The following is a 17,686-nucleotide window of genomic DNA, read 5'->3' as shown; positions in this document are numbered from 1 at the left end:
TACGCCCAGCCCGGCCGAACCCCCTCGGCCGCCCATGAGCAGCGGTCCTGCCGGGTCCGGCCGTCCTGCCGGGGTCCGTCACCCCGCCCCGGGCAGCGGTTCGGCCCGGGAGCGGCAGCCCGGCCCGGGCGAGCCCGTCGGCCTGTTCGGGCTCAGCCGCCCGCGAGCAGCTGCAGCCGCAGCGCGAGCTGGAGCTCCAGCGACCGCTCCGGCTGGTTCCAGTCCCGCCCGAGCAGCGCCTCGACCCGGTCCAGCCGCTGGACCACGGTGTTCACGTGGACGTGCAGCTCGTCCTTGGCCCGGGTCAGGCTGCCGCCGCAGTCGAAGTAGGCGCGCAGGGTGCGGACCAGCTCGGTGCCGCGCCGGGCGTCGTACGCCAGGAGCGGGCCGAGCGTCGCGCCGACGAAGCCGTCCACGTCGTGGCCGTCGCCGAGCAGCACGCCGAGGAAGCCGAGCGCCCGGGCCGAGGCGCCCTCCCCGGCGCGGCCGAGCACCCGCAGCGCCCGGAGGCAGCGCAGGCCCTCGCCGTAGGACGCGGCCAGCGCGGACGGCCCGGCGGACGGCCGGCCGGCGCCGACGGTGACCGGGAACCCGGCCAGCCGGGCCAGGCGTTCGGCGGCCTGCCGGGCGGTCTCCTCGGGGTCGTCGGTGCCGCCGCTCTCGACGGGCGCCAGCAGCACCACCGTCTCGGCGTGCTCGGCGCTGACGCCCCGGGAGCCGAACAGGTAGCGCCGGGCCGCACCGGCCAGCCGTGCCCGGTCGTCGGCCTTCCCGTCGGCGGGCTCCGCGACCAGCACCAGGTGCGGCCGGGCGAGGTCGACGCCGAGCCGGCGGCCGCGCGCGGTGAGCCCGCCCGGGTCCCGCTCGGGGGCGGTCAGCAGGTCGGTGAGCAGTTCGCCGCGGACCCGGTTCTCGGTCTCGGCGACCGAGCGGCGCAGCAGCAGGAGCAGCGCGGTGACCACACTGGCCCGCTCGAACAGCCGCCGGTCGGCGTCGTCGAGGTCGGGCCGGCCGCGCAGCACCATGGTGCCGAGCGCGTCGTGTCCGGCCAGCACCGCGCAGACCCACTGCTCGCCGTGCCGTACGGACCGGCCCTCGGCGCGGGAGGCGGCGACCGCCTCGGCCAGTTCGGCGGCGGGTGCGGAGCGTCCGGCGAGCGGTTCGCCCTCGGCGTCCAGGACCGCTATCTCCCCGCCCAGCAGGGCGGCCACGGCGGCGGCGACGTCCGGCACCTCGGCGCCGCGCAGCACCAGGTCGGTGAGCCGGTCGTGCGCCTGCTCGGCGCGCTGCACGGCGGAGGAGTGGGCCCGGACCAGCTCGTTGGCGGCGTTCAGCTCGGCGAGTGCGGCCCGGGTGTCGGCCAGCGCCTTGGCGGTGTCCAGGGCGATCGCGGCGTGCGCGGCCAGCGAGCAGAGCAGCGCGACCTCGTCGGGGGAGAAGGCGCGCGGCGTGCGGTCGGCGGCGAAGAGGACGCCGATGACCTGGCCGCCGAGCAGCAGCGGCACCCCGATGATCGCCACCAGGCCCTCGTCCAGCACACCGGCGTCGATCGTGCCGGTGTGGTGGAAGCGTTCGTCGGTGCGGTAGTCGGGGGTGGCGTACGGGCGGGCGGTCTGGGCGACCAGCCCGCCCAGGCCGTCCCCGAGGCTGAGCCGCAGGGTCTGGAACAGGACGGAGACCGAGCCGTCGGTGACCCGCATGTAGGTGTCGCCGGCGCCCTCGTCCGGCAGGGTCAGGTACGCGGTGTCGGTGCCGAGCAGCATCCGGGCCCGGCGGACGATCGCCTGGAGCACGGTGTCCAGGTCCCGGGAGGCCGCGAGGTCCCCGGCGGTGTCGAACAGGGCCGTCAACTCTGCTTCGCGCCGCCGGTGTTGACGCAGGGTGCGGTGGACGCGCAGGGCCTGCCAGGTGGCGTCGTCGATCTCGGCGAGGACGGCGGCCGGCGCCCCGCGGCGGCGGGCGTCGGCCAGCACGTCGGCGAAGTCCTCGGTGGCGGCTCCGGAGGCGAGCAGGTCGAGCAGCCGCCGCAGCGCGGGCGCGGCGCTTTCGTGAGGGTGGTTCATGGTGCGTGCTGCCAATCGGCGTCGGTTCCGTCGGTTCCGAGAAACCGTGATCGTATCGGCTCGCTCCTCAGGCGACGGCGGGCTTTTCGGCCGAGGCGGTGCCCGGCTCCCGGCCGTCCCGGTCGTCCCGTCCCTCGACGTCCATGAGGTCCTGGCCCCTGGTCTCCCGGCCGCACAGCACCGCCAGCACGGTGATCGCCGCCGCGATGGCGACGTACACCGCGATGGGGGTGGAGCTGCCGTAGTCCTTGAGCAGCGCGGTGGCGATCAGCGGCGCGGGGGCGCCGGCCGCCACCGAGGAGAACTGGGCGCCGATCGAGGCGCCCGAGTACCGCATCCGGGTCGCGAACAGCTCGGAGAAGAAGGCCGCCTGGGGCGCGTACATGGCGCTGTGGAAGACCAGGCCGACGGTCACGGCGGTGACCAGCGAGCCGAAGGACTTCGTGTCGACCATCCCGAAGAACACGAAGGCCCAGGCGCCCACCCCGACCGCGCCCACCAGGTACACCGGCCTGCGCCCGACCCGGTCGGACAGCGCGCCGAACAGCGGGATCAGCGCGAACTGGATCGCGGAGGCGATCAGGACGGCGTTCAGCGCGGTCTGCTTGGAGAAGTGGGCGTGGGTGACGGCGTAGGTGAGCACGAACGTGGTCATCACGTAGTAGGAGATGTTCTCCGCCATCCGCGCGCCCATGGCCACCAGCACCTCCCGCCAGTGGTCGCGCAACACCTCCACCAGCGGCAGCCGTTCGGCCGTGCTCCGCTCCTCCTGGCGCTTGTGCTGCGCCGCCAGCGCCTGCTTGAACAGGGGCGACTCGTCCACCGCGAGCCGGATCCACATGCCGACCACGACCAGCACCGCCGACAGCAGGAACGGCACCCGCCAGCCCCACGCCAGGAACGCCGCGTCCGACTGCACCGCCGTCATCAGCGACAGCACCCCGGCCGCCAGCAGGTTCCCGGCCGGCGCCCCGCCCTGCGGCCAGGACGCCCAGAACCCCCGCCGCCGCTGGTCCCCGTGCTCCGACACCAGCAGCACGGCGCCACCCCACTCGCCGCCGAGCGCGAAGCCCTGCACCAGCCGCAGCGCCGTCAGCAGCACCGGCGCCGCGGCCCCGATCGAGTCGTACGTCGGCAGCAGCCCGATCGCCGTGGTCGACCCGCCCATCAGCAGCAGGCTCACCACCAGCAGCTTCTTCCGTCCCACCCGGTCCCCGAAGTGACCGAACACCAGCGCCCCGAGCGGGCGTGCCGCGAACCCGATCGCATAGGTCAGGAAGGACAGCAGCGTCCCGGTCAGCGGATCGCTGTGCGGGAAGAACAGCTTCCCGAACACCAGCGCCGCCGCCGTTCCGTACAAGAAGTAGTCGTACCACTCGATGGTCGTGCCGATCAGGCTCGCAGCCACCACTCTCGGGAGTGAACTGCTCGCCGCCGTACCTCGTGCGGAGGTGCTCATGGCCACCACTTCCAGAACCAGGGGGGAGACGATGTCGCCACAAGGTAGGAAGCGGCCGACCCCGGGACTATGTGGACGGCCCACACAGTCCCGGGGTCGAATGTGCTGCGCTGCCCTATGAGAGGGGAGGCCTGACCGCCGGGCGTTCCCCGCTCAGTGGGCGGTCCAGCCGCCGTCGACGGGGAGGCTGGCGCCGGTGATGTAGGAGGCGGTGGGGGAGCAGAGCCAGAGGGCGAGTTGGGCGACCTCGTCGGGCTCGATGAGGCGCTTCACGGCGGTGCGGTCGAGCATGATCCGCTCGACCACCTCCTCCTCGGGGATGCCGTGGGCGAGCGCCTGGGCGGCGATCTGCTTCTCCACCAGGGGGGTCCGGACGTAGCCCGGGTTGATGCAGTTGCTGGTGACGCCGTACGGCGCGCCCTCCAGGGCGACGGTCTTGCTGAGTCCCTCCAGTGCGTGCTTCGCGGTGACGTACGCGGACTTGAAGGCGCTGGCACGCAGGCCGTGGACGGAGGAGACGTTGACGATCCGGCCCCACTCCTGCCCGTACATGTGGGGCAGGGTGCGGCGCAGGATGCGGAACGGGGCCTCGACCATGACGCGCTGGATGAGCGTGAAGCGGTCGGGCGGGAACTCGTGCACGGGCGCGACGTGTTGGAGGCCGGCGTTGTTGACGACGATGTCGGCGTCGTCCGGCAGGGCGTCCACGGCCCCGGGGTCGGCGAGGTCGGCGACGATCGCGCGGCCGCCGATCCGCTCGGCGAGTTCCTCGGCCGGGCCGGCCGCGAGGTCGACGACGTAGACCCGGGCGCCGGCCCCGGCGAAGGCCTCGGCGCAGGCCCGGCCGATGCCCGAGGCGGCCCCGGTGACCATGGCCGTGCGGCCGGCGAGCGGGCGGGCAGTAGAGGTGTCCATGGCCGAGAACGGTAGGAATCCGGCGGCCCCACTCCCATGTGGCGGAACGCCACAGCAGTCCGCTGGGCTGTGGTGCCGTCCGCCATGACACCGGAGCGGGGTCCGAACGGCGGATCGACCCTCGGAGAGGCCCTCGGGAAAGCCCTCGGAACGGCCGGTGGTTCGACCCCGGACGACCAAACCCGAGAAGGCCCCGCTTCCCCGAAATGGGCGCGGTTGCTTCACCCGTTCGGTGGATTGCTCGGTCAGATCCACCCATAGCGCCCGAATGCTCGCTACATTCACGCCGATTCCCGACAGGGGGCGCCGCCCCGGGCCGCCGAAGTGCTGGTGAAGCCCGGTGCGACGTCCGAGAGGTGTTGACAGACATGCCCCAACGGCCTGCAACCGACAGCCCGGCGTACGGACCGCTCGACCCGCTCGGCCAGCACCGAGGGACGGTCGGCCGGACCCTTCCGGACGCCCCCGACGCCCTGACCGCCGACACGCTGACCGCCGACGCCCCGGACGCCGACGACCGGCGGCTGCCGGTGCAGGCCACACCCGACCGGCACGAGAACCCCGCCGCGCCCGTGCCCGGCCCTCCCCGCGGCCCCGGCCACTCCGGCCCGGCCCCGCAGAACGGCCAGCTCGCGGCGCTGATCGAGGAGGCCGGCTTCTCGCACGCGGGCCTCGCCCGCCGGGTCGACCAGCTCGGCCTGGAGCACGGCCTGGACCTGCGCTACGACAAGACCTCGGTCACCCGCTGGCTGCGCGGCCAGCAGCCGCGCGGGGCCACCCCGGCGCTGATCGCCGAGGTCTTCACCCGCCGCCTCGGCCGCCGCCTCACCGCCCAGGACCTCGGCCTGGACGCCTGCGCCCCGGTCTACGCCGGCCTGGAGTTCGCCGAGACGCCGCAGGAGGCGGTGGACATCGTGGCGAGCATGTGGCGCAAGGACAACGGCCCGCAGTCCGAGCTGCGCCGGATCGCCTTCACTCCGGCCGGCCTGGTCGTCCCCAGCCGGGACTGGCTGATCGGCCGCACCGACGAGCGGGTCGCCCGGGACGGCTCCACCCTGACCCGCTCGGACGCCACCGCCGGCCCGCCGTCCGGCAGCGCCACCTCCGCGGCCATCACCGGCGCCCCGGCGCCGGGCGCGCCCGGCGCGTCCCCCGGGAGCCCGGCGCGCGGCCCCGCCCCCGGCGTCCCCGGGGCCCCCACCGCCCGCAGCACGGCCGGGACCACCGGCACCGCCCCCACCATCGGCCGGGTGCCGATCCAGAGCCGCCGGCCGCCGGTCGCCGTCGAACCGCCGTACACCGACCCGGCCCGCGAGTCCCGCCCCACCCTGCGGGTCGGCCGCGGCGACATCGCCGCCATCCGCGCCGTCGGCGACCTCTTCCGCGCGCTCGACCACGCCTACGGCGGCGGCCACGCCCGCCAGGCGCTGGTCCGCTACCTGGAGAGCGAGGCCGAGCCGATGCTGCGCGGCCGCTACGGGGAACAGATCGGCCGGGCCCTGTTCGGCGCGGTCGCCGACCTCACCAGGCTGGCCGGCTGGACGTCCTTCGACATCGCCGCGCACGGCCTCGCCCAGCGCTACTTCGTCCAGGCGCTGCGCCTCTCCCAGGCCGCCGGGGACCGCGCGCTCGGCGGCTACGTGCTGGTGACGATGAGCCAGCAGGCCGTCCACCTGGGCCACGGCCGGGAGGCGGTCCAGCTCGCCCGGGTCGCCCAGCAGGGCGTGGGCACCGCCGTGCCGCCGGTCGTCCAGTCGCTGATGCACGCCGCCGAGGCGCGCGGGCACGGGCTGCTGGGCGACGTCCGGTCCTGCACCACCGCCCTGGTGCGCGCCGAGCGCTCCCTGGCGGCGGCCCGGACGGGCGACGAACTGCCCTCCTGGGCGCGGTACTTCGACGAGGCCCAGCTCTCCGACGAGTTCGCCCACTGCTACCGCGACCTCCAGCAGTGGCGGACGGCCGCGCAGCACGCCGAGAAGTCGCTGCGGCTGCGTTCGCCCGCCTACGCCCGCAGCCGGATCTTCTGCCGTCTGGTGCTGGCCACCGCCCGGCTCGGCATGGGGGACCTCGACGAGGCCTGCACCATGGCCACCGACGCGCTGCGGGCGGCGGGGGAGATGCGCTCGGCCCGCTCGCTGGAGTACGTCCGGGACTTCCACCGCCGCCTCACCCCCTACCGCGGCAGCCCGGTGGCCCGCGCCTTCGAGGAGACGGCCCGGCAGGCGGGGGTGATCTGACCGAAGGGCGGACGGGGTCCGCCCCCACGCACCCGGCGTACGGAGGTCCGGGCCCTCAGGCCCCGGCCCGGACCTCCGGCCGTTCCGCGTCGGCCGTCACCGGCGCGGAGCGGCCCGCGGACGGCCGGGAACGGCCGGGGACGGCAGCAGGAACGGCGGGCACCGGCCACGCGGTGCCCGCCGTTCCGGCGGGGCGCCGCGACGCCCGCCGAGGCCGAGGAGCCTGCCGATGCCGCTCGCCGCGCCCGCGCCTGTGCCCGGGCCCGGGCACAGGCGCGGCCGTCAGGCCGCCGCCTCCACCTCCCGGGCGTCGGCGGGGACACCGAGGTCGCCCAGCACCGCCTGTGCCGCCCGCCGCCCGGAGACCAGCGCGCCCTGCACGGTGCTGGTGTCCCGGTGGTCCCCGGCGACGTACAGCCCGGCCAGCAGCCGCACCGGGCGGCGGGGGTTGTGCGGCGGCGGCATCGCGGGCAGCGCGTCCGGGACGTGCCGCACGCCGAGGAACTGCCAGTCCGACGTCGAGCCGCCGTACAGCTCGGCCAGCCGGGCCCGGACGGCCGGCTCCAGACCGGCCGGGCCGCCCACGTCGAAGGCGCGCCGCCCGAGCACGGTGGTGGCGATCAGCGACTGGCCGGCCGGGGCGTAGGACGGGTGCAGCTCGCTGAGCACCAGTGAGTGCGAGACCAGCGGCGGGTGCCCGTTCGGCCGGTCGCCGTCGAGCAGCAGGACGGCCTCGCCCAGCGGGGCGGCGTCGGCGGCGTGGTAGAAGGTCGTGACGGGGTGGAAGTCCGGTAGCCGCAGCCCGGGCAGCAGTTCGGCGGCGGAGCGGGCGTCGGTGGCGACGATGACGGCCTGGGCGCCGATCCGCCCGTGCGCTGCGGTCTCCACGCCGTCCGCGGCGATCGAGGTGACCCGCACCCGGGTGCGGACGGTGCCGGCGGGGAGGGCGGCGGCCAGTTGGGCCGGCACCGCCGCGATCCCGGCGGCGGGCAGACAGAGCCGTCCGCGCGCGTACGAGCGCAGCACCAGGTCGGCGACCCGGCTGCTGGTCCCGAGCGCCGGATCGGAGAGCAGGGCGCTGAGCAGCGGCCGCAGGAAGCCGTCCACGGTGCGCTGGGCCAGGCCGTGGCCGGTCAGTGCGCGGGCGGCGGTGGTCTCCGGACGGGCCTGGAGCCGGCCGACCGGGGTGGCGGCGAGCCGGCCGAGCCGGCCCGCCAGCCGGGCCTTGTCCAGCGGGCTGCCGAGCGGGGCCCGGGCGGCGGCCTGCCGGGCGACGGTGAGCTGGGGGTCCCCGGCGCGGTACCGGCGGCCGGCGCTGTGCACCAGCACGCCGGGCGCGAGCGGGCGCAGGTCGAGGCGGTCGAGGTCGAGCGTGCGGCGCAGCTCGGGGAAGGCGGTGTTCAACAGGTGACTGCCGTCGTCGAGCCGGAATCCGTCCTGTTCGCGGGTGGCCATCCGGCCACCGATCCGGTCGGTGGTCTCCAGGACCTGAACGGTGAGGCCGTGGCCGGTGAGCGCGCGGGCGGCGGCCAGGCCCGCGAGTCCGGCGCCGACCACGACGACGTCCGGGTCGGACGGCCGGCGGGCGCGGCGGGTGAAGTCGTACGTGGGCACTGGGGTGCTCCCTCCCTGGTCCCGGGGCTCCGGCCGACGCAGGCAGCGGGGTGCCGGGACACGGTCCGTGGAGGGTGATGCCCAGTCAGTGTGAGCATCAGACAAGCGCATCGGGCCGGATCCGAAGGCCGGGGAGGGTCCTGCGGCACCGGGCGGGGGAGTGGTCACGGACAGTGCGCCGTGGTGGCCGGGTTCGGGGGTCGGTGGGCGCGTACGGTCACCGGGGGCGTGCGACGCGCCCACCATGTGCTCCCGTGCGCCCCCTCCTCGGGCCCCCTCGGGCCCCGCTCGGCATATGCCGCTGGCCAGGGCGGATACCGTCGTCGGAGTACGTACGGGCTTCGCGCGACCCGCGCGCCCGCCTACCCTCCCGGCGCGCGCAGCCACCCCGCGCGCCCGCCGCCCAGCACCCGCCCCAGGAGCCGCACCGACCCGCGCACCCGCCTCGCCCGCCGCACCCGCCTCGCCGGCCGCACCCGTCCCGTCGCCCGGCACCCGCTCCGCGCGTGCCCCTGACGCCGCCCCGCGCACCCGTCACATCGCGGCGAGCACCGCCGAGTACACGTCCGGGTGGGTGAAGCGGAAACCCGCGTCCAGCAGCCGCCGCGGCACCACCCGGTGGCTGCCGACCACCTCGATCGCCAGCTCGCCCAGCACCGCCTTGAGCACCGCCTCCGGCACCGGGAACGGCGTCGGCCGCCGCAGCGCCCGGCCCAGCGCGGTGGTCAGCTCGGCGTTGGTCGCCGGGTTCGGAGCGGTGAGGTTGAAGGCGCCGGAGAGGTCGTCGTGGTCGATCAGGAACCGCAGCGCGGCCACCTCGTCGTGCAGCGAGATGAAGCTCCAGTACTGCCGCCCGTCGCCGAGCCGCCCGCCGAGACCCAGCTTGAACAGCGGGAACAGCCGCCCGCCCGCCCCGCCGGCCGCGGACAGCACCATGCCGGTGCGCGGGTGGACGACCCGGATCCCGGCCCGCTCGGCCGGCCGGGCGGCGTCCTCCCACTCCCGGCAGACCTCGGCCAGGAAGTCGTCGCCGGCGGGGGAGTCCTCGTCGATCACCCGGTCGCCGGTCTGCCCGTACCAGCCGACCGCGGAGGCGCTCACGAGGACCTGCGGCGGCTCCTTGAGCCCGGCCAGGGCGACGGCCAGCGTCTCGGTGCCGTACACCCGGCTCTCCCGGATCTCCCGCTTGTAGGAGTCCGTCCAGCGGCGGTCGCCGACCCCGGCGCCGGCCAGGTGCACCACGGCCTGGACCCCGGTCAGTCCGTCCCGTTCGACCTCGCCGAGCAGCGGGTTCCAGCCGATCGCGGTGCTGCCGTCCGGCCGCGGGCCGGTCTTCGAGCGGTGCCGGACCAGCCGGACCACCTCGTGGCCGTCCGCCAGCAGGGAGCGGACGAGCGCCGAACCGATCAAACCCGTGGAACCCGTGACAGCGATGCGCATGCGCCCATCCTCGCAGCTCCCGCGCGCTCCCGCGGTGTTCCCGACCGGCCGTCACCTCCGCATGCGCCGTTAGCATGACGCGCATGCCTGACGACGATCTGATCATCCGTACGGCGCGGAGCGAGGACGAGCGCGAACTCGCCGCCCTCAACCACGCGGCCTGGTCCGTCCTGTCCGACGTCTCCCCGCAACCGCCCGTCGAGGAGCCGCTCTTCGACGAGCGGCACGCCCCCGAGCACTACCTGCTGGCCGTGCTGGACGGCCGGATCGTCGGTTACATCCGGCAGGTCCCGGCCACCCGGCTGGCGAGCAACCGGCACGTGCGGCAGATCCAGGGCCTGGCCGTCGACGGCACCGTCCGCGGCCGGGGCATCGGCCGCCGGCTGGTCGACGCGGCCTGTGCGGCGGCCCGGGCCGAGGGCGCCCGCAAGATGAGCCTGCGGGTGCTCGGCTGGAACGCTCCGGCCCGCCGCCTCTACGAGAGCTGTGGCTTCGTCGTCGAGGGCTCGCTGGCCGGGGAGTTCCTGATCGACGGCCGGTACGTGGACGACATCTGGATGGCCCGCGGCCTGGCCGACTGAGCGGCAGGGCAGCCGCGCCCGCGCTGCCCGCGCCTTCCCGCCCGCGCCCGCCTCGCCCGCCCCGCCCGCACCGGCGCCGCCCTCTCGCCCCGCCCCGCGCGCCGGCCGTTCGAACAGGCTTGCCGCCAGGGGAGGTTGGCCGTTCGCGGGGCGGTGCGGAGTCGTGACAGTCCCGATCTGTCTGGAGCGCCGCCGTGCCGGGTACCGTACGCCCGTGAGCAACTCGACGCCTCCCGGGTGGTACCCGGTCCAGGGTGCGGACGGCACCCCCGGTCACGAGCGCTGGTGGGACGGCAACGCCTGGACGGCCGAGGTCCGACCGCTCCAGGGCGGCGTCGCGGGCGGGCTCGCCGACGCCCCCACCCAGACCGGGTCGCCGTCCGACCGGAAGCCCGGCTACGGGTACCCGGGCGGCCCGGCGGCCCCGACCTACGGCTACCCGGGCCAGGACGCCCACCAGGCACCCGCCTACGGCTACCCCGGCCAGGACGCGTACCAGGCCCAGGCCCAGGGTGGTTACCAGGCCCAGGGCGGCTACCCCGGCCCGGCCCAGGGCGACTATCCGGGCCCGGCCCAGGGCGGTTACCCGCCCCAGGGCCCCGGCTACGGCCCCGGTTACGGCTACCCGGGCCCGGGCTACCCGCCGCCGCCCGGGCCGGCCCGACCGAAGACCGGTCTGATCATCGGCATCGCGGTCGCCGTGCTGGCGGTGGCCGGGATCGTCGCCGGGGTCGTCCTCAACAGCGGCGGCGACCACCGGGCGGACCCGACCCCGGACCCCACGGTCACCGCGCCCCGGAGCAGCGGCCCCACGCCGAGCCCCAGCCCCACCGCGTCCACCAGCAGCCCCGCGGCGCCCAAGCCCCTGCCGGCGGTCAAGAGCACCGTCCCCGACCCGGAGCACGCGATCACCGTGCCGGTCCTCGACGGCTGGGTGGTGTCCGACAACCCGCCGCACTCGACGGTCTACCTCGGCACCGACCGCTACACCTGCCCGGACGGCAGCGCCTGCATCCGCGGCCAGTTCTCGGTCGAGAAGGACATCGTCCAGGGCACCACGCCCAAGGCCGCCGCCGACGCCCAGATGCCCTCCTACGCCGGGCAGATCTTCTCCGGCGTCAGCTCGCACACCGACGCCGGCTCCGGGTACATCAGCGTGGCCGGGGTGCTCGGCTACGCCACCCGCTGGCACATCCGCACCACGGACGGCACCCAGGGCTACGTCCTGCTGGCCGCCCTCCCGGCCAAGGGGGGCGGCTACGTGGTCATGGAGGGCGGCGTGGACGACAGTCCGGCCGCGCCGGACTTCGCGGTGCTGGACCAGATCCTCAAGGGCATCAAGCAGGACAGCTCCTCCGGCAGCAGCACCTGACCGCCCTCAGTCCCCGTACCGCTCCCAGAGCTTGGGGAAGCGCTTCGCCATGACGTCCGGATCGTCGAAGTCCAGCACCGGCCCGGCCGGCCGCTCGGGCTGCCGCACACCCACCTCGGGCAGCGGCAGCCCGGTCAGCCGCTCGTACGCCTCGTCGGCGGCGTAGCCGAGGTCCTCGGCCTCGCCGTCCTCCTCCTCGTCGAACTCGGGCAGCAGGTCCGCCAGGTCGTCCGGATCGGTGAGCCCGCCCTCGAAGACCTCCCGGCCCTGGCCGATCAGCCAGGACCGGAAGTAGTCGAAGGTGTCGTCGGAGGCGCCGTCGAGCATCAGGTAGGCCGCGCCCCACAGGTCGTGGCGGTAGGCGCGCTGGAACCGCGCCTGGAACAGCCGGGCGAAGTCGATCACATCGTCCGGGGTCAGCTGGAGGAGCCGTTCCACCAGGAGGTCTGCCTGCTCGTCGGGGTCGCCGTCGGCGTCGTCCCGGGTCTCGTCGATGATCTGCCAGAAGTCCGTCTCGTCCATCACCGCTCCAGCATCCCCGTTCGGCCGCGTCCGCGCATGCCGCGACTCGGTGCGACTGCGGGACTCGGCGTGTCCGGGGGCCGGGAACGGCGGAACCCCGCGCCGTCCGGGGACGACGCGGGGTTCCGTACGCGGGGTTCCGCGGGGACCTGGTGGGGTCAGAGGCCGAGCTCGACCTCGAACTCGCCGGCCTCCAGGATCTCCTTGACCGCGACCAGGTAGCGGGCGGCGTCGGCGCCGTCCACCAGGCGGTGGTCGTAGGAGAGCGACAGGTAGGTCATGTCGCGGATGCCGATGGCGGTGCCGCCGTCGGCCTCGATGACCACCGGGCGCTTGACGGTGGCACCGATGCCCAGGATGGCGACCTGGTTCGGCGGCACGATCACGGTGTCGAACAGCGCACCGCGGGAGCCGGTGTTGCTGATGGTGAAGGTGGCGCCGGACAGCTCGTCCGGGGTGATCTTGCTGTCGCGGACCTTGGTGGCCAGCTCGGCGGTCTTCTTCGAGATGCCGGCGATGTTGAGGTCGCCCGCACCCTTGATGACCGGGGTCATCAGACCCTTCTCGGAGTCCACCGCGATACCGATGTTCTCGGTGTCGAAGTAGGTGACCGTGCCCTCGGCGTCGTTGATCCGGGCGTTGACGACCGCGTGGACCTTCAGCGCCTGGGCGGCGGCCTTGACGAAGAACGGCATCGGGGAGAGCTTGACGCCCTCGCGGGCCAGGAAGCCCTCCTTGGCCTTGGCGCGCAGCGACATGATCTTGGTGACGTCCACCTCGACCACGCTGGTCAGCTGGGCCTGCTCGTGCAGGGCCTTCAGCATGTTGTCGCCGATGACCTTGCGCATGCGCGTCATCTTGACCGTCTGGCCGCGCAGGGCGGACGGCGAGGCGGCGGCCTTCGGCGCGGCGGCCGGGGCGGCAGCGGCGACCGGGGCCGGAGCGGCCTTGGCAGCCTCCGCGGCGGCGATGACGTCCTGCTTGCGGATGCGGCCGCCGACGCCGGTGCCGGCGACGGAGGCCAGCGCGACGCCGTGCTCGGCGGCGAGCTTGCGCACCAGCGGGGTGACGTAGGCGTCACCGCTGTCGGCCACCGGAGCGGCCGGGGCGGCAACGGGGGCCGGGGCGGCGACCGGGGCCGGGGCGGCGACCGGAGCCGGAGCGGCGACCGGGGCCGGAGCCGGGGCAGCGGCGACCGGAGCGGGGGCGGCAACCGGAGCCGGGGTGGCGACCGGGGCCGGAGCGGCGACCGGGGCCGGAGCGGCCGGGGCAACCGGAGCCGGAGCGGCGACCGGAGCCGGGGCGGCGGCGACGGCACCGGCGGCGCCGATCAGCGCGAGCTGGGCGCCGACCTCGGCGGTCTCGTCCTCGCCGACCAGGATCTTCACCAGGGTGCCGGCGACCGGCGACGGGATCTCGGTGTCGACCTTGTCGGTGGAGACCTCGAGCAGCGGCTCGTCGATCTCGACGGTGTCACCCTCGGCCTTCAGCCAGCGGGTGACGGTGCCCTCGGTGACCGACTCGCCCAGCGCGGGCAGCAGCACCGGGGTGGCGTCGGCGGCCGGCGCGGCGGCGACCGGGGCCGGAGCAGCGACCGGAGCCGGGGCGGCAACCGGGGCAGCGGTGACCGGAGCCGGGGCGGCAACCGGGGCCGGGGCGGCAACCGGGGCCGGGGCGGCGACGGGCGCGGCCTCGACAGCGGGGGCCGCGGCGGCGACCGGGGCGCCCGAGCCGTCGTCGATGATCGCCAGCTCGGCGCCCACCTCGACGGTCTCGTCCTCGGCGACCTTGATCGAGGCCAGGATGCCGGAGGCCGGGGCCGGGATCTCGGTGTCGACCTTGTCGGTCGACACCTCCAGCAGCGGCTCGTCGACCTCGACACGCTCACCCTCGGCCTTCAGCCAGCGGGTGACGGTGCCCTCGGAAACGCTCTCGCCCAGCGCGGGCAGTGTTACTGAGACCGCCATGGTTTCAGCGACTCCTATCAAGTCTTGCGTACGGGAGGTACTTGCGTACGGGAAGTACCGGGAAAGGGGGTGGGGCGTGATCAGTCGTGCGCGTGCAGCGGCTTGCCGGCCAGCGCCAGGTGCGCCTCGCCCAGGGCCTCGGACTGGGTCGGGTGCGCGTGGATGAGCTGCGCGACCTCGGCCGGGAGGGCCTCCCAGTTGTAGATCAGCTGGGCCTCTCCGACCTGCTCGCCCATGCGGGCGCCGACCATGTGGACGCCGACCACGGCGCCGTCCTTGACCTGGACGAGCTTGATCTCGCCGGCGGTCTTCAGGATCTTGCTCTTGCCGTTGCCGGCCAGGTTGTACTTCAGGGTGACGACCTTCTCCTTGCCGTACAGCTCGACGGCCTTGGCCTCGGAGATGCCGACGGAGGCCACCTCGGGGTTGGAGTAGGTCACGCGCGGAACGCCGTCGTAGTCGATCGGCACCGGCTTGAGGCCGGCCAGGCGCTCGGCGACCAGGATGCCCTCGGCGAAGCCGACGTGGGCCAGCTGGAGGGTCGGGGCGAGGTCGCCGACGGCGGAGATGGTGGGCACGTTGGTGCGCATGTACTCGTCGACCAGGACGTAGCCGCGGTCCATCGCGACGCCGTTCTCCTCGTAGCCGAGGCCGGAGGAGACCGGGCCGCGGCCGATGGCGACGAGCAGCAGGTCGGCGTCGATCTGCTTGCCGTTCTCGGTGGAGACGCGCACACCGGTCTCGGTGTACTCGACGCCCGAGAAGCGGGCCTTCAGCTCGAACTTGATGCCGCGCTTGCGGAACGCGCGCTCCAGCAGCTTGGAGGAGTTCTCGTCCTCCAGCGGGACGAGGTGCGGCAGCGCCTCGACGATGGTGACCTCGACGCCGAAGGACTTCCAGACCGAGGCGAACTCGACGCCGATCACGCCGCCGCCGAGGATGACGGCCGACTTCGGGATGAAGCCGAGCTTCAGGGCGTGGTCGGAGGAGATCACGCGGTTGCCGTCGATCTCCAGGCCCGGGATCGAGCGCGGCACGGAGCCGGTGGCCAGGACGATGTGGCGGCCCTCGATGCGCTGGCCGTTGACGTCCACCGAGGTCTGCGAGGAGAGCTTGCCCTCGCCCTGGATGAAGGTGACCTTGCGGGAGGCCACCAGGCCCTGGAGGCCCTTGTACAGGCCGGCGATGACGTCGTCCTTGTACTTGTGGACGCCGTTGATGTCGATGCCCTGGAAGGTGGCCAGAACGCCGAACTCGGCGGCCTCCTTCGTCTCGTCCGCGATCTCCGCGGCGTGCAGGAGCGCCTTGGTCGGGATGCAGCCGCGGTGCAGGCAGGTGCCGCCCAGCTCACCCTTCTCGACCAGGGCGACGCTCAGGCCCAGCTGAGCGGCGCGGAGCGCCGCGGCGTAACCGCCGCTTCCGCCTCCGAGAATGACAACGTCGAAAACGGTGCTGGCGTCGTTCGCCACGTCACGTCCTCCATGCATGGGGTGGGTCGCCGGGCCGGTCGCGGTCCGGTGGGTCGGAAGCCTTTGTGGGGCGCCCAGTCGTGCCGGAAATACATCTTCGCACTTGTTCACGGTGGCTGATGTCCGGGTCCGCCCCAGGGGTGTCCCGCGGAGCGGTCACCGGGGCGCGAACACCCCCGACGGAAGGGCATCATCGCAGCTCAGCGCGGTGTTGACAGCCGCCGGACGGGCGTCTTCCGCGTTGCCCGCCACAGCTTCTTCCGTACTGTGGAACAAAGTTTCGCCCGCAGCGAACAGAGGTGCGCCGCGGCCACCGGCCCTACTCGCAGGTAACCGGGCCGGAACGACGACGGGGCCCGGCGCACACGCGCCGGGCCCCGTCGCAGCGGGTCCTGGACCAGGGGGCGCCCCGGGTCCGGGGGTCCTGGTTCAGGGCATGCCTGGATCAGGCCTTGCCGTTCGCCCTCTGCTCGGCGAAGCGGACCAGGGTGCGCACCGCGCTCGCGGTGCCGCCCTTCGGGGTGTAGCCGTACGGCGCGCCCTCGTGGAACGCCGGACCGGCGATGTCCAGGTGCGCCCAGTCGATGCCCTCGGCCACGAACTCCTTCAGGAACAGGCCGGCCACCAGGCCGCCGCCCATCCGCTCGCCCATGTTGGCCAGGTCGGCGATGGTCGACTCGGTGAAGCCCTTGCGCAGGTCCGCCGGCAGCGGCATCGGCCAGGACTGCTCGCCCGCCTCGCCGGCCAGGACGTGCAGCTCCTCGCGCAGCTCGTCGCCGTTGGCCATCACGCCGAAGGTGCGGTTGCCCAGGGCCAGCACCATGGCGCCGGTCAGGGTGGCCACGTCGACGATGACGTCCGGGTTCTCCTCGCCGGCCCGCACGATCGCGTCGGCCAGCACCAGGCGGCCCTCGGCGTCCGTGTTCAGGACCTCGACGGTTTTGCCGCCGTACATCTTCAGCACGTCACCCGGGCGGGTGGCGGAGCCGGACGGCATGTTCTCGGCCAGCGCCAGCCAGCCCGTCACGTTGACGGCCAGGCCCAGGCGCTTGGCGGCCACCACGGCGGCGAACACGGCGGCGGCGCCGGCCATGTCGCACTTCATGGTCTCGTTGTGGCCGGCCGGCTTCAGCGAGATGCCGCCCGAGTCGTAGGTGATGCCCTTGCCGACGAACGCCAGGGTGGCCTTGGCCTTCGGGTGGGTGTAGGCCACCTTCACCAGGCGGGGCGGGTTCTCCGAGCCGACGCCGACGCCCAGCAGGCCGCCGAAGCCGCCCTTGGTCAGCGCCTTCTCGTCCAGCACCTCGACCTTGAGGCCGTGCTCCTTGCCGGCCGCCTGGGCGATCGCGGCGAAGCTCTTCGGGTTCAGGTCGTTCGGCGCGGTGTTGACCAGGTCGCGGGCCCGGTTCATCTCCTCGCCGATCGCGGCGGCGCGCTCCACGGCGGCCTTGGCGTCCTTGCTGCCCTTGCGGGCGGCCAGCAGGACCAGCTCGCCGACCGGCTCCTTGCCGTTGCCGTTGGCCTTGTACGTGCCGAAGGCGTACGAGCCGAGCAGGCCGCCCAGCGCGACCGCCTCGATGTCGGCGGCGGACTCGGCGGGCAGGGCCAGCGCGGCCTTCTTGGCGCCGGCCAGCGTACGGGCGGCGACACCGGCGGCGCGGCGCAGCGCCTCCAGCTGGTAGCCGTCCTCGGCGGCCTCGCCCAGGCCGACCGCGAGCACGAGCGCGGCCTTCAGGCCGGCGGGGGAGGGGACCTTGACGGCCTCGCCCTCGGCGCCGGTCGCGCCCAGGGTGCTGAGGACCTCGGTCAGCTTGCCCTCGAACGCCTCGTTGACGGCCTCGGCGCCGGGGGCCAGCACGATGCCCTTCGGGCCCTTCGCGACACCGATCACCAGGGCATCCGCGCGCAGCGAGGCGGCGGAGGAGGTGCTCACAGACAATGCAGTCACGTAATGCGTCCTGTTCTTTCGCGGTCCACGGCCGGCCACGGCGAGGCTGCCGCACCGGCGCAGCCCGCCGTCGCAGGCCGTCCGCCGGCGGGCCTCCGG

At 74.6% G+C, this 17,686-nt stretch carries 12 protein-coding genes; 3 read left to right on the top strand and 9 right to left on the bottom strand.

Going from position 1 to position 17,686, the window contains the following annotated elements; all coding sequences use genetic code 11:
* Positions 1-152: 152 nt before the first annotated feature.
* The 3 genes from ACFVVA_RS14520 to ACFVVA_RS14510 all read right to left on the bottom strand — a co-directional run bounded on the left by ACFVVA_RS14520 (position 153) and on the right by ACFVVA_RS14510 (position 4,437).
* Positions 153-2,063 (bottom strand): helix-turn-helix domain-containing protein, encoded by a 1,911-nt coding sequence (locus ACFVVA_RS14520; protein WP_387689283.1) that lies wholly within the window; start codon positions 2,061-2,063, stop codon positions 153-155.
* A gap of 67 nt (positions 2,064-2,130) precedes the next feature.
* Positions 2,131-3,522 (bottom strand): MFS transporter, encoded by a 1,392-nt coding sequence (locus ACFVVA_RS14515; protein ID WP_387689280.1) that lies wholly within the window; start codon positions 3,520-3,522, stop codon positions 2,131-2,133.
* A 153-nt stretch (positions 3,523-3,675) separates the two neighbouring features.
* Complete coding sequence (locus ACFVVA_RS14510; RefSeq protein WP_387689277.1) at positions 3,676-4,437, bottom strand: 3-hydroxybutyrate dehydrogenase; 762 nt, start codon at positions 4,435-4,437, stop codon at positions 3,676-3,678.
* Between the two features lie 368 nt (positions 4,438-4,805).
* Between ACFVVA_RS14510 and ACFVVA_RS14505 the strand changes: the two genes are divergently transcribed.
* Positions 4,806-6,674 carry a regulator gene (locus ACFVVA_RS14505; protein ID WP_387689274.1) on the top strand — a complete coding sequence of 623 codons (1,869 nt, stop codon included), beginning with the start codon at positions 4,806-4,808 and terminating at the stop codon, positions 6,672-6,674.
* 282 nt (positions 6,675-6,956) lie between these two features.
* On the opposite strand, the gene ACFVVA_RS14500 is transcribed toward ACFVVA_RS14505, so the two are convergent.
* Together ACFVVA_RS14500 and ACFVVA_RS14495 are read right to left on the bottom strand one after the other, a co-directional pair.
* On the bottom strand, positions 6,957-8,288 hold the full coding sequence (locus ACFVVA_RS14500; protein ID WP_387689272.1) for an NAD(P)/FAD-dependent oxidoreductase: 1,332 nt from the start codon (positions 8,286-8,288) through the stop codon (positions 6,957-6,959).
* 534 nt (positions 8,289-8,822) lie between these two features.
* Positions 8,823-9,728, bottom strand: a complete 906-nt coding sequence (locus ACFVVA_RS14495; RefSeq protein WP_359897007.1) for a TIGR01777 family oxidoreductase — start codon at positions 9,726-9,728, stop codon at positions 8,823-8,825.
* 83 nt (positions 9,729-9,811) lie between these two features.
* Between ACFVVA_RS14495 and ACFVVA_RS14490 the strand changes: the two genes are divergently transcribed.
* Entirely contained in the window at positions 9,812-10,309 is a 498-nt protein-coding gene (locus ACFVVA_RS14490) for a GNAT family N-acetyltransferase (RefSeq protein WP_387689268.1), read from the top strand.
* Positions 10,310-10,523: 214 nt separating this feature from the next.
* Positions 10,524-11,681 (top strand): DUF2510 domain-containing protein, encoded by a 1,158-nt coding sequence (locus ACFVVA_RS14485; protein ID WP_387689266.1) that lies wholly within the window; start codon positions 10,524-10,526, stop codon positions 11,679-11,681.
* A 6-nt stretch (positions 11,682-11,687) separates the two neighbouring features.
* Here the strand turns inward: ACFVVA_RS14485 and ACFVVA_RS14480 are convergent, their stop codons facing one another.
* The 4 genes from ACFVVA_RS14480 to ACFVVA_RS14465 form a co-directional block, all read right to left on the bottom strand.
* Complete coding sequence (locus ACFVVA_RS14480) at positions 11,688-12,203, bottom strand: DUF4240 domain-containing protein (RefSeq protein WP_380540255.1); 516 nt, start codon at positions 12,201-12,203, stop codon at positions 11,688-11,690.
* A 158-nt stretch (positions 12,204-12,361) separates the two neighbouring features.
* Positions 12,362-14,170 (bottom strand): 2-oxoglutarate dehydrogenase, E2 component, dihydrolipoamide succinyltransferase, encoded by a 1,809-nt coding sequence (gene sucB / locus ACFVVA_RS14475; RefSeq protein WP_387689263.1) that lies wholly within the window; start codon positions 14,168-14,170, stop codon positions 12,362-12,364.
* 80 nt (positions 14,171-14,250) lie between these two features.
* Positions 14,251-15,657: a dihydrolipoyl dehydrogenase gene (gene lpdA / locus ACFVVA_RS14470; protein WP_359897017.1), complete on the bottom strand. Its 1,407-nt coding sequence runs from the start codon at positions 15,655-15,657 to the stop codon at positions 14,251-14,253.
* A gap of 427 nt (positions 15,658-16,084) precedes the next feature.
* Positions 16,085-17,587: a leucyl aminopeptidase gene (locus ACFVVA_RS14465; RefSeq protein WP_387689260.1), complete on the bottom strand. Its 1,503-nt coding sequence runs from the start codon at positions 17,585-17,587 to the stop codon at positions 16,085-16,087.
* Positions 17,588-17,686 lie beyond the last annotated feature (99 nt).

Source organism: Kitasatospora sp. NPDC058048, assembly GCF_042885555.1.
GTDB classification, from domain to species: domain Bacteria; phylum Actinomycetota; class Actinomycetes; order Streptomycetales; family Streptomycetaceae; genus Kitasatospora; species Kitasatospora lactacystinica.
This window is presented reverse-complemented; position numbering and strand designations above follow the sequence as displayed.